At 44.8% G+C, this 12,584-nt stretch carries 14 protein-coding genes; 10 read left to right on the top strand and 4 right to left on the bottom strand.

The genetic code is table 11. The annotated features are described in order from the left end of the window. Positions 1-36: 36 nt before the first annotated feature. The 6 genes from menC (at position 37) to fdhD (ending at position 7,913) form a co-directional block, all read left to right on the top strand. The gene (gene menC, locus ABHN01_RS05030; RefSeq protein WP_429874639.1) at positions 37-1,185 is read left to right on the top strand and encodes an o-succinylbenzoate synthase; all 1,149 of its coding nucleotides are present in this window, start codon (positions 37-39) and stop codon (positions 1,183-1,185) included. Between the two features lie 132 nt (positions 1,186-1,317). Beyond that, positions 1,318-2,508, top strand: coding sequence for a class I SAM-dependent rRNA methyltransferase (locus ABHN01_RS05025; protein WP_429874638.1), 1,191 nt, complete (start codon positions 1,318-1,320; stop codon positions 2,506-2,508). A gap of 354 nt (positions 2,509-2,862) precedes the next feature. After that, positions 2,863-4,134, top strand: a complete 1,272-nt coding sequence (locus ABHN01_RS05020) for an L-lactate MFS transporter (RefSeq protein ID WP_429874637.1) — start codon at positions 2,863-2,865, stop codon at positions 4,132-4,134. Positions 4,135-4,178: 44 nt separating this feature from the next. After that, the gene (locus ABHN01_RS05015; protein ID WP_290401205.1) at positions 4,179-4,541 is read left to right on the top strand and encodes a DUF2294 domain-containing protein; all 363 of its coding nucleotides are present in this window, start codon (positions 4,179-4,181) and stop codon (positions 4,539-4,541) included. Positions 4,542-4,755: 214 nt separating this feature from the next. Continuing rightward, complete coding sequence (locus tag ABHN01_RS05010; RefSeq protein ID WP_429874636.1) at positions 4,756-7,113, top strand: FdhF/YdeP family oxidoreductase; 2,358 nt, start codon at positions 4,756-4,758, stop codon at positions 7,111-7,113. Positions 7,114-7,124: 11 nt separating this feature from the next. Further along, entirely contained in the window at positions 7,125-7,913 is a 789-nt protein-coding gene (fdhD, locus tag ABHN01_RS05005) for a formate dehydrogenase accessory sulfurtransferase FdhD (RefSeq protein WP_429874635.1), read from the top strand. 120 nt (positions 7,914-8,033) lie between these two features. Here fdhD and ABHN01_RS05000 read toward each other — a convergent pair whose 3' ends face one another. Further along, positions 8,034-8,684: a FusB/FusC family EF-G-binding protein gene (locus ABHN01_RS05000; RefSeq protein WP_429874634.1), complete on the bottom strand. Its 651-nt coding sequence runs from the start codon at positions 8,682-8,684 to the stop codon at positions 8,034-8,036. Positions 8,685-8,825: 141 nt separating this feature from the next. Next, a complete protein-coding gene (locus ABHN01_RS04995; protein ID WP_429874667.1) occupies positions 8,826-9,095 on the bottom strand; it encodes a CD3324 family protein in 270 nt (89 codons plus the stop codon). 416 nt (positions 9,096-9,511) lie between these two features. Here ABHN01_RS04995 and ABHN01_RS04990 point away from each other — a divergent pair, with 416 nt between their 5' ends. The 4 genes from ABHN01_RS04990 (at position 9,512) to ABHN01_RS04975 (ending at position 11,536) form a co-directional block, all read left to right on the top strand. Then, entirely contained in the window at positions 9,512-10,444 is a 933-nt protein-coding gene (locus tag ABHN01_RS04990; protein ID WP_429874633.1) for an aldo/keto reductase, read from the top strand. A gap of 97 nt (positions 10,445-10,541) precedes the next feature. Next, on the top strand, positions 10,542-10,772 hold the full coding sequence (locus ABHN01_RS04985) for an excisionase family DNA-binding protein (RefSeq protein ID WP_290401210.1): 231 nt from the start codon (positions 10,542-10,544) through the stop codon (positions 10,770-10,772). 219 nt (positions 10,773-10,991) lie between these two features. Then, complete coding sequence (locus ABHN01_RS04980) at positions 10,992-11,411, top strand: methyl-accepting chemotaxis protein (protein WP_429874666.1); 420 nt, start codon at positions 10,992-10,994, stop codon at positions 11,409-11,411. Further along, positions 11,390-11,536, top strand: coding sequence for a hypothetical protein (locus ABHN01_RS04975; protein ID WP_429874632.1), 147 nt, complete (start codon positions 11,390-11,392; stop codon positions 11,534-11,536). Before ABHN01_RS04980 ends, ABHN01_RS04975 begins: the two co-directional genes overlap by 22 nt. Positions 11,537-11,572: 36 nt before the next feature. Here ABHN01_RS04975 and ABHN01_RS04970 read toward each other — a convergent pair whose 3' ends face one another. Then, positions 11,573-11,947: a hypothetical protein gene (locus ABHN01_RS04970; RefSeq protein ID WP_429874631.1), complete on the bottom strand. Its 375-nt coding sequence runs from the start codon at positions 11,945-11,947 to the stop codon at positions 11,573-11,575. Beyond that, entirely contained in the window at positions 11,944-12,477 is a 534-nt protein-coding gene (locus ABHN01_RS04965; RefSeq protein WP_290401212.1) for an acyl-CoA thioesterase, read from the bottom strand. The genes ABHN01_RS04970 and ABHN01_RS04965 overlap by 4 nt, the downstream gene beginning before the upstream one ends. Positions 12,478-12,584: the final 107 nt, after the last annotated feature.

The following is a 12,584-nucleotide window of genomic DNA, read 5'->3' as shown; positions in this document are numbered from 1 at the left end:
TTGCTTTATGGCGAAGGAAAAGAGGAGAAACTGCAAATGAAAATAAGCCAAGTCATATTACGGCATATGAAACTAGATTTACTCCACCCCTTTACAACCAGCTTCGCCACAGAATATGACAGGGAATTTATTCTCGTCGAAGTAAGAAGTGAGGATGGAACTTCTGGATGGGCAGAATCAGTAGCGATGCCTGATCCTGTCTATAATGAAGAAACAGTGAAAACCAACTGGCACATGCTCGAGGATTACTTAATCCCCATCTTGCTTCATAACGATATTCAGCATCCAGATGAACTCACTGAACAATACTTTGCTTTCATGAAAGGCAATTATATGGCAAAAGCTGCTATAGAGGGGGCCGTTTGGGATTTGTATGCGAAAAAGCAAAACCAGCCCCTTTCAAGTGCACTTGGAGGAACAAAAAAACAAATTGAGGTCGGCGTCAGTATCGGAATAAAAGACTCTGTTGCGGAAACGCTAAAAACGATTGAATCCCGTCTTGCAGAGGGCTATAAACGCTTTAAACTTAAAATTAAACCAGGATGGGACATTGAATTAATCGAAAAGGTACGTTCGGCTTTTCCAGATATCCCTCTTATGGCTGATGCAAATTCTGCGTACACCTTAAATGATGTGGATCGGTTAAGAGCGCTTGACGATTATCATTTAATGATGATTGAACAGCCGCTCGCCTATAACGACATTATTGACCATGCAGACTTGCAGGCCGAACTGAAAACACCGATTTGCCTCGATGAAAGCATCCACTCTTTGGATGATGCCCGAAAGGCTTTAAAGCTGGGAAGCTGTAAAATTATTAATATCAAAATTGGCCGTGTGGGAGGCCTTACTCAAGCCAAAAAAATTCATGACCTGTGCCAGGATCAGGGTATTCCTGTATGGTGCGGGGGGATGCTCGAATCGGGAGTGGGAAGAGCCCACAATATTGCGATTACTACTCTTCCGAACTTTGTTTTGCCAGGTGATACTGCGGCCTCCTCACTTTACTGGGCAGATGACATTATTGAGCCTGAGGTAACAGTGGAAAATGGATGGATCTCAGTTCCAGACTCCCCAGGTATCGGCTATCAGCCAAGCCTTGAAAAAATAAATAAATATACGACATATAGCCGAACATATAGAACGGAGAGGACTGCAGCCCAAACCGAGTCTTGCCCCATCTAAGTACAAACCAGAAGCACAACAACCCGTATGGAGAGTTGTGCTTTATTTTATGGCATTAATGATTTCTTTCGCCAGAAGTATTATAATGACAGAACGTGAACCAGAAAATTGATCGATGAATTGGGTGGAATGATGAGTACAGCTCGTGTGAAAATAAAATCTTCCGATAAAAGCATCAAAGGTGGATCACCGCTGATCGTAAGCGATGCCGTCTCCTGCGCAGACAAAGGTCTTGTCGAGGGGACAATCATTGAAGTGGCTGATGATAGCGGCAAGTTTATAGGCAAAGGTTATTATGGCAAGCAGAATAAAGGGATCGGCTGGATTTTGAGCCGGAACCCCAAGGAACGGATCGACCAGTCCTTTTTTGAAAAGAAATTAAAGGCAGCCTTCAAAGACCGGGAGCCGTTTTTTGAAGATCCGCTCACTACCGCCTTCCGTGTTTTTAACGGAGAAGGTGACGGAATCGGCGGTGTCACCATGGATTATTTTGATGGATATTACGTCATCAATTGGTACAGTGAAGGGATCTATCAATTCAAGGAATTTATTTTACAAGCGCTTAGAAACCTTATTGATTTTAGAGGGATCTATGAGAAAAAGCGGTTTGCTGAAAAAGGAACGTACATTGAAGATGATGACTTTGTTGAAGGAGAGCGAGCGCAGTTTCCACTTATCGTCCAGGAAAACGGCATACACTTTGCGACGTATTTAAATGAAAGTGCGATGGTCGGTGTATTCCTGGATCAGCGGGAAGTGAGGAAAGCCATCCGGGACAAGTACTCGGAAGGCAAGAGGGTATTGAATACCTTTTCGTATACCGGTGCTTTTTCTGTGGCAGCCGTATTGGGCGGAGCAGTAAAAACGACGAGTGTCGATCTGGCCAATCGAAGCCGAAGCAAGACACAGGAACAGTTCAGCATCAATGGTATTGATTATGAGTCACAAGATATTATCGTCGAGGACGTATTTAACTATTTCAAATATGCGGTAAGAAAAAAGCTGCTTTTTGATCTGGTCATTCTCGATCCGCCGAGCTTTGCGCGTTCCAAGAAACATACGTTCAGCGCTGGAAAAGACTATCCGGCACTGCTGGAACAGGCAATAGCGATTACCGAAAAAAATGGTGTGATCGTTGCTTCCTCCAACTGCAGCACGTTTGGGATGAAGAAGTTTAAAGGATTTATTGATAAAGCGTTCATCCAGACCGGCGGGAAATATAAAATCCTTGAAGAGCATACCCTTCCTGAAGATTTTAAGACGATCAAAGAGTTTAAAGAAGGGGACTATCTTAAAGTCGTCATCCTGAAAAAACTGGCATAAAAGAAAAAGCATCGGCCTTTCGGGCGGATGCTTTTCTTTTTTTAAGTGAAACCGCATTTTATTCAGCCGCTTCTGCTGAGATTTTCAAATCATGCTTGACTGCCCCAATTAATTCCATTACCATTAAGATTGAAAAATTTGAATATTTGGTAAACCGCTGGGATTCATTTGGCAAGGAACAGCGAACCTGTCGCCTGTTAAAGGGGTTTTCTGTAAGCGTTTAAAAAACCGGATAAGTATACCACAGCGAACCTGTGATTGCTGCCGCCGCAATCTTTTTTCTTATAGAGCTATTAAACTATAAGGCGAGTTTGGGCGGTTTTTTTATTTACATATAAGAGGAGAGGATTATTGATGAGCAAGATCAAAAATCGATGGCTTATCGCGCTGTCGGGCGTGGGAATTCATATTTCCATCGGCTCCGTTTATGCGTGGAGCAATTTTACCACGCCTTTATCGGAAAAGTTTAAGTGGACAGCCAGTGAGGTGCAGCTGACGTTCAGTCTGGCCATTCTTTTTCTGGGGCTGTCTGCAGCATTTTTGGGGCATTTCGTAGAGAAGTACGGCCCTCGTAAATCCGGATTGCTGGCTGCCGCCTTTTTTGGGGCCGGTGTGGCTGGTTCGGGACTGGCCGTTCAGTTAGAATCATTGCCATTATTGTATGTTTTTTATGGGGTACTTGGAGGAATCGGTCTTGGCGTAGGTTACATCGCTCCGGTATCGACACTAGTAAAGTGGTTTCCTGATCGAAGAGGGCTGGCGACCGGACTTGCCATCATGGGGTTTGGATTCGCTGCGGCCATCAGCTCGCCGATCATGGACAGTCTCATTAAATCAGTCGGGATTGCCAACACGTTTTATATCCTTGGAATCTCATATTTTGTGGTCATGGTTCTTTCCTCTTTATACCTGGAAAAACCAAAAGAGGGCTGGGTGCCTGCAGGCTATCGGAAGAAGGTGGACAGCGGAAAGGCAGCTGTCACTGAGGACTTGTCGCAGCTGACAGCCAATGAGGCGGTTAAGACAAAACGATTCTATTATTTATGGCTCATGCTGTTCATTAACGTGACCTGTGGGATCGCTATTCTATCAGCAGCTAAACCGCTCGCTGAGGAAAGCATAGGAATGACTACCACCGAAGCGGCAGCGCTGGTGGGTGTTTTAGGCTTATTTAATGGATTTGGAAGGATCGGCTGGGCGTCCGTATCCGACTATATCGGCAGGACCAATACGTACACAACGTTTTTCGCCGTGCAGATCGTCCTGTTCTTTTTACTTCCGAACGTTACGACCACGATCATTTTTGAAATCATGCTCGCTATCGTATATACCTGTTATGGAGGAGGATTTGCGTCCATTCCGGCATATATCGGTGATTTATTTGGAACCAGACAGCTCGGTGCCATCCATGGTTACATTTTAACGGCATGGGCAGCCGCAGGATTGGCAGGTCCGCTGTTTGCCGCCTGGGTGAAGGATACTACAGGAAGCTACGCAGAAAGTCTTACCTTCTTCGCTGCCCTGTTTATCGTGGCGCTGATCGTTTCATTCCTTGCACGGTTGGATATCCGCAGGATTAAAAGGGAGAAAGAATCGGACGAACAGTTGCGCGTTCTCCATTTGTGATTTATAATTTTATAAGCAAAAAGCACAAAAAAAGGTTGTCGTTTATGAACAATTATGAAGCGGAATTCAGTAATCTGGTAAGAGCTTTTCGTAAGCGCCATATGGGGAAAGGCCCCCGGCAGATTAAAACGACCTTTTGCAAAAATTGGGCCATTTGTGAAATGGAAGGCAATCTTTCACCGGTCGAGAAGTTTATTTCAGGCTCTAATGAAGGCAGGCAGATGCTTCGTTCGGCTCGAACCGAGATGGTAAAGGACATGTACAAAAAGAACCATCCAGTTGAAATGGAAGAATTGCTGGGCGCTTCGTTTCTGGAGCTTTTTGTAGATATTGATATCGAAAAAGACTTCGGGATGTCCATCTTCGTTTTTAACGAAAATATTCAAGACAAATTTATTAAAAAGTAAGGACCATCTGTGTTGGCACTTGGCAGCGTTCCTGTTAAAGACTACCACCGCGGTTCCCGGTTTCGCGTAATCGGGTCCCCGGTGGTTTTTGTTTTTTAAGGGCTGGTTCTGAAATTCTATGTTCCAGCACCCCATATACTTTTAAGAGGAATTAGATAATCGACAATCGCAATCATTCGACAGCCTATAAAAAAGTTAAAAAGGAGTGTGCCGTATGGGAAAAACGAAACATCAAGGACCGATAAAACTTCCAAAAACACCTGCTCCCAAGCATTGGGTCAGCCCGGTTCCATTTGGCCTTGGAAAGATAAAGCCCGGCCATATTCGTGATACGATGAAAGCCGCATGGGAAAACCGAGATAATCTTTCTTACGCGGGCAAGATCCTGACGCAGGGCGTCTGTGACGGGTGTGCGCTTGGGGTGTCCGGACTTTACGACCAAACCCTCGCTGGGCCGCACGTTTGTACGACACGATTAAATGTCCTTCGATTGAACACCATGCCGGCGATGAAAGAAGAGATCGTTCATGCTGACATTGACGAACTTCGTAAATACTCAAGCGCCGAGCTGAGAAAGCTTGGACGTGTTCCTTATCCTCTCATCCGCCGCAAAGGAGAGCGAAAGTTTTCACGAATTTCATGGGATGACGCCATGAACACCATCGCGGGTAAGATGAAGAAGCTTGATCCAAAACAGATCTCGTTCTTCCTTACATCAAGGGGGATTACGAACGAATCGTATTATGTGGCGGCCAAAGTGGCGCGGTATCTGGGAGTGAACAATATTGATAACGCTTCCCGCATCTGCCACTCGCCGTCAAAAACCGCTTTGAAACGATCGGTTGGAGTGGGTGCTTCTACCTGTAACTATCAGGAATGGATCGGATCGGACGTTATTGTCTTTTGGGGTTCAGTCGCCGCGAACAACCAGCCGGTCTCCACAAAATACATGTATGCAGCTAAGCGTAACGGCACGAAGATCATCTGCATTAATCCGTACCGTGAACCATCGATGGAGAAGTACTGGATTCCGTCCATTGGAGAATCTGCCCTTTTCGGAACGAAGCTCGCGGATGATTTTTATCAAGTCAATATTGGCGGAGATATCGCGTTCATGCACGGCATCATGAAGCATTGGTTTGAGATGGAGAAGAGAGAGCGCGGCTCAGCGATCGACCACAATTTTGTGAATCAGCATGTGAACGGCTATGAGGAATTAAAGAGGAAGGTTCAGAAACAGAGCTGGGAAGCGATTGAACAGTCATCAGGCGTCAGCAAGGAGCGCATCTATGAACTTGCAGAGCTTCTTGCCAGAAGCAAGTCCGGTGTTTTCGTCTGGTCCCTTGGATTAACGATGCATACCTTTGCTTCTGATAACATCTCACAGGTTGCCAATCTGGCGCTGCTGAGGGGCTTTTTGGGACGGAAGCATTGCGGGCTTATGCCGATACGGGGGCATTCCAGTGTTCAGGGGTCCGGGGAGATGGGTGCCGATCCTTTTGTACTGCCGGGAGGTGATTTTGAACCGAAAAATATAGAGCGAATTGAAAAGCTGTGGGGATTTGAGATTCCAAAGTGGCAGGGAGATGTACTGGGCGTTTCACTTGAAAATATCATGCTGCCAGAGGGACATGAACGGAAAATCAAAATGTATTATCTGTCCGGCGGCAATTTTCTTGAAACGATGCCGGATCCGGTCTTTGTGGAGAAGGCACTCTCTTCCCTTGAGCTGCGTGTCCATCAGGATATCATCTTTAACACATCTACATTGGTGGATGCAAAAGAGACAGTCATCGTTCTTCCTGCAAAAACACGCTACGAGCAGGAGGACGGAGGGACCTCGACTTCCACCGAACGCATGGTGTATTTTTCCCCTGAAATTAAAGGGAACAGCCAGAAGGTTGAGGAAGCGAGAACCGAATGGAAAATTTACATCGATCTTGCTAAGCGTGTAAAACCAAAGAACGCCCATCTGGTTGGATTTAAGAGCGGCCATGAGATTCGCCGGGAGATTGCAAAAGCCAATCCGAACTACGAGGGGATCCAGCATTTAAAAGACCGAGGCGATGTATTCCAATGGGGAGGCGCATGGCTCTGTGAAGATGGGATCTGCCCGACTCCGGACGGCAAAGGCAACTTAATTCCAGTCGATATTCCTGATTTGAAAAAGGGTAAAGGAACGTATTATGTAACTACGCGGAGAGGAAAGCAGTTTAACTCCATGGTCTATAACGAATCCGATCCGTTCAATGGTGCAGAGAGATACGATGTGCTGATGAATGAAAAGGATGCGAAGGAACTGTCCATCGAAGATCGAGAGAACATCGTCGTTTATAATCAGCACGGCGTTTTCCAGGGGCGTGCCAAGTTCATCGACATCGCCAAAGGAAACATTGAGCTTCATTTTCCTGAAGGCAACTTCCTGCTGCCTAAAGGTGTGTATGAAAAATTCGCCAAGATCCCAAGCTATAATGTTGCGGTCAAAGTGGAAAAAGCAGAGAGATTTAACGCCCGCAAGGATATGAATTACCTGGAGAAGCCGATTCCTGATCTGGAAACGGAGATCAGCTAAAAGGAGCAGCCATGAAAGATAACGTCATGAAAAGCATCAACATTGTAAAATATGATGGGGATTCATTCCGTCACGTACAGGATCAAGTAGCGAATGAATACGCCCTGACCATCTATGTGAATGATGATGAGTTCGCCACCATGGTCTGCACGCCGACCTATATGGAGGATCTCGTCACCGGTTTTTTGGCGTCAGAGGGTGTCATCCGTCTGCCGCGAGAAATCGAGTCGCTGTCCATCGATGAAGACAGAGGGTTTGCGTATGTACAGCTGGTGGATAAGAAGCCGGTGGCAAATCAGCTTCAATCCAAGCGGTTCATCGGATCCTGCTGCGGAAAGAGCCGGCAGTTCTACTTTCAAAGTGATGTGAAGAATGCCAAAACCATCCTATCGAAATCAACCATTGGGGCGGAGGAGTGCATCAAGCTGATGGAAGCGATGCAGGACTGCTCGGATGATTTTCATTCTACCGGGGGCCTGCATAATGCTGCTCTTTGTACGAGTGACGAGCTGCTTCTCTCCCGTTCGGATATTGGCCGCCACAATGCGCTGGATAAAATTTACGGACATTGCCTCAAAAACAAAATTGCGCTTGGCGATAAAGTGATTGCGTTCAGCGGAAGGATCTCATCGGAAGTGCTGCTGAAGGTATCCAAGATTGGAGCGGGCATCATCCTTTCGAAGTCAGCCCCAACCACACTGGCTCTAGAACTCGCACATGATCTTGGAATTACAGCTGTCGGATTCATCCGCGGCAGCCGGTTGAATGTGTATACGCATCCTGAGAGGATTATTTTGTAATGCCGAAAGCCGATTCTTCAATGGAATCGGCTTTCTGCTATGTGTGGATTGAATAAAAAAACCGGACTAATCCCATCCCTAATTAAATGGATAAATGATGACAGACACCGTGTGAAGTATTCATATACCCAATGAGTCTTTTAAAAAAGTTGTCAAGTATTCGACACTAGTTATTTTTTTATTGCATTCGCTGCTATCAGCGCAAATAAGATTGCCGATGGCCTTGTAGTAATCCGGGTTTTTAGACTGTTTCGCTTTGGTTACAGTGGAAAAATAGTCGACCTGGCCATAACCATTACAGAAGGAACAAATATTACTTTTATTAGTTGGTGTAAATTTACATTCAATGCCTGCCATTCTTCCATCCAGCTCATATACAATAAATTTTTTATTGGATCTTAGATCGTTCCAGCTTAAATAGGTCAGCTGGCTGTGGTCTATTTTTGATAAATCAGGCAGCTTTAATTTTTTATTCTTCGGAAACATTATTTTAAGCTGCTGTTCGGTGATTTTTGGAAAGGGCAGCAAAAAGGCTGAAAGACGCTGGATATATTGCTCATACTCGGCATCTGTTTTCAATCTCGAAAGATCGAGGATTTCTTGCTGGTCAAATGATGCATTTGGAATGTGGCCCAAGATTTTGGCAGTGGCTGAGTCGACCACAGCCGCCAAAACAGTTGTAGGTAAATTCTTTTTGGTGCTGTCCTTGATCAAGGAAATCTGTTGTTTTATAAAATTTAACTGTTCATTTTTAATGAATCTTTCGGTCATCACATATCTCTCCAATCATTTGCTGACGTCTCTTTCCATTTATTCTAAAAAATTCAGCAGGCTTTTAAAATGGAGAAAATGACTTGGAAATGTTTTTTACATAAAAAAGCACTGATGGAGGATTTTCACCAGTGCGGTTCTCTACTTTTTTTGTGAATAAACGATTTTCTTAATGGTTTCGGTCGAGAGGTAATATTTCTTAGCGAGTTGCTGGATACTGCTGCCACTAATAAAAGAATGTTTAATGGCGGTATTCCGATGATCAAGCAGCCGTCTCCCGCCACTTAAAGTTCCCCATTTCCGATACTCCGTTTCCTGCTTAGGAATGTAAAGGGTCTCCCCTTGAACATACTTTTGGATTTCCACAATCAGATTTTCAGGTAAAACTTTGTTTGCATTAATATATTTCAATTTTGCCAGCCCCTTATTTTGATTTTGAGAAAATAAGGTGCAAAGCCAAAATATTAGAAAAGCCTGTTCAGCGATAGAACTAAATGTTTCGCCCCATGCAAAGTATCGCCTTTCCAATAATAGGCTTTGCATGAGTGGTAGAAGTTCCAGAAAATCTTATGCGATTTTCCATCAGTAAGCACCTCCTTTACCTTATTATAACGAAATTTTCGATTTGGTCGAAACGATTTAGCTTTTTTTATATGCACACCTGTCCATAAAAGAACAGATCTTTCCGTATTGTTTTCAGTTCCTTCCTTCAAAAAACCAGATTTATGATGAAATTGTCGAATGCCGATGCTCCGAGCCGAATTTTTTCATTTGGACAAGCGTTTTGCTAACATAGAGTCATCAATAAACAAGGAGTTGAGCACTACATGGCAAATCAAACGAGACTAGGAAGGACAGATCTGTTAGTTAACCCGATTGGACTTGGCACTAACGCGGTAGGAGGACATAATCTGTACCCCAATCTGGATGAGGAAGCAGGTAAAGAATTGGTGCGCCGGGCATTAGACATCGGCATTAACTTTTTGGATACCGCTTTTATTTATGGCCCTGAGCGCTCAGAGGAATTGATCGGCCAGGTATTAAAAGAAACAGGCAGCCGTAATAAAGCAGTCGTTGCTACAAAAGGAGCTCACAAATTCGTTGGCAAAGAGATCGTGTTCGATAACTCGCCTGCTTTCTTGAAAGAAGCGGTGGATGGAAGCTTAAAGCGTCTGCAGACTGACTATATTGATCTGTTTTATATTCACTTTCCTGACGAGGACACACCAAAGGACGAAGCGGTCGGCGCCCTCAAGGAACTGAAGGATCAGGGGAAAATCAAGGCGATCGGAGTCTCTAATTTTTCCATCGAACAATTAAAGCAAGCTAATGCTGATGGCTATGTCGACGTATTCCAGGGAGAGTACAATCTATTGCAGCGTGACGCTGAAAAAGAACTGCTTCCTTATACTGCAGATAAAGGGATTTCTTTTGTTCCTTATTTCCCTCTGGCGTCCGGATTGTTGGCCGGACAGTATGACAAGGATACGAAGTTTGATGACCTTCGTGCCAAGATGCCTCACTTCCAGGGCGAGAACTTTGTCCGCAACCTGGAGAAGGTCGACCAGATCCGTAAGATTGCGGATGCTAAAAATGCAGAAGTCGCACATGTTGTTTTGGCATGGTACTTGACCCAGCCTTCCATTGATACGATCATTCCGGGAGCAAAGCGTGCGGATCAAGTAAGCAATAACCTGAAAACATTGGATGTTCAATTGACGGATGAGGAGATCAGGGAGATCGGGAGAATTTTCTCTTAAGAACAACGCTTGAAGAAAAAAAGGAATGGGTGGATAATAGGTTTGATATGATGCTGTAAGGTTTTTGAATATGGCAGCACGGAAAAGGTGAACCCCCATGTATCTCTCCTTGAAAGAAACGGCGGAGTTTCTTGATCTGCCGGAAACGTATATTGAAAGTTTAATTCAGCAAAAAAAGATTCGTGCTTTTCATGATGGGAACGAGTATCTCATCAATAAAGAGCAGTTCAATACCCACCTTGAGCAGATGGAGAAGTACAAGAAGCTGGTGGAAGAGTATATGAACGAGCCCATTCCTGAAGATTGGGATGCAAAAGATGAGGACTGATGAAAACCCTGAACGCAATCTGAGGATGCGTTCAGGGTTTTTTCATGAGGAATCAGTGCACTCCTTGGGTGAGCCGATATAACTAGTGACAAATGTAAACGTATTCATTCGATGGAAATGAGAGGAACGTAAACGATGAGTTTGATGCACTATAAATGAACGCGATCTCCACGAACGTAAGAGATTTGTCCAACACCGTAAAAGGGCTCGGAGCCCGCTCTGGGTGAGATCGGTCACATTGTTGAAGTGATTGAAGGAATTTCGGAACAGACGAACCCTTTGGCGCTCAATACGGCCATTGAAGCGGCAAGAGCAGGGGAGCACGGAAAAGGTTTCGCAGTCGTGGCAAGCGAAGTACGGAAGCTTGCCGAACAATCCGGAGAAGCCACTCGGCAGATCAGTGACATTATTTTTCACATACAAAATGAGACGGTGCAAGTGGTCCAGAAGATGGAACTTGTGAATGCAGAGGTAAGAGAAGGGATCGGTGTAATGAATGAGGCAGGTGCATCCTTTAAACAGATTCAGCATTCCATTCAGTCAGTGACAGAGCATATCAGACGGGTTTCTGACGCCATGCATGGCGTCTCTGCAGGAACCGAACAGCGGTTTCGTCCATGGATTCCATCTCGGGGATAGCCGCCGAAACAGCCAGGTCTTCACAGCAAGTTCTGGCTTCAACACAGGAACAGTTGGCTTCCATCGAAGAAATGTCAGCCTATACCGCTTCACTGGCAGAGCTGGCACATACGTTTAAAATGTAAAAAAAAAAGCAGAGAGTTTCTGCTTCTTTTTTATGTTTAGTTAATGATCGCGGAAGTTCCTACTAATGATTCAGGTGTTCTTCCAATGGACAGCAGGCTAAGTTTAGCATAGCCTGCATTGTGGCATCGTGCGATGGTTTCACGCAGAGCCCCAATGTTTGTATCTGCCAAAAGTTTTTCAACTTCACTTTTATAGAGCTGGATGACAGATTCATGGACGAACTCTGGAGAGTAGCGTCTGCAATCTTCATTCATGATAAGAGACCCCATGTATTGATATTTGAACTGAAGGGCTCGAGTGAGATTGATGATGTGTACCCATTTTTCGTAGAGGGAAGGAAACGTACGCTCAAGGTTTTCTAATGCTGCCTTCGCTTCTTTCAATTCGCTGTGGCTGCTTAGGGTGATCATACTAATGCGCCTTCCTTCTCCCAAGGTTTACGGAGTGAAATGACCTCAGCGAGTTCTTTGCTTCGCGCTCTGCGGATCTTACGCATTTCTGCGCGGTCGCTTGCTGTATTGAAAAGGAATTTTTCCTCTTCGGTTTCAGGAATCACAGCCGGTACTTCAACCGGACGTTTGTCATCACCTAATGCAACAAATGTTAAAAAGGCTGTAGCTGCAATTCTTCTTTCACCTGTAATGATATCTTCGGCAATTACTTTACAGAAAATCTCCATCGAGCTTTTTCCTGTATAAGAGACGAAGGACTCAATACAAACGGAGTCGGTCTGGTGAATGGGGTGCAAGAAATCGATGGAATCGGTTGATGCTGTCACACATGTTTTCACACGGGCATGCCGGCGTGCCGATAAGGACGCAGCAGCGTCGAGTTTTTTCATCAGTACTCCGCCAAATAAAGTATTGTAGTTATTCAAGTCGCAGGATAAAACCTGATCTGTATTTATAATACGGCTTTCGCTTGTTTTTTTAGCTTCCAAAACAATCTTCCTTTCTTCATGTACATCTTGCTGTCACCGGGGATACTTTTTATGAGTTTCTCTCTTACAGGTACCAAGTGTACTCCTCCAGGAAAAGGAAGTACAAT

Origin of the sequence: Fictibacillus sp. NRS-1165 (assembly GCF_050468105.1) — a bacterium.
In the GTDB taxonomy this organism is placed as follows: domain Bacteria; phylum Bacillota; class Bacilli; order Bacillales; family Fictibacillaceae; genus Fictibacillus_C; species Fictibacillus_C terrinigri.
Note: the sequence above shows the minus strand (reverse complement) of the source record. Positions and strands in the feature narration are given on the sequence as shown.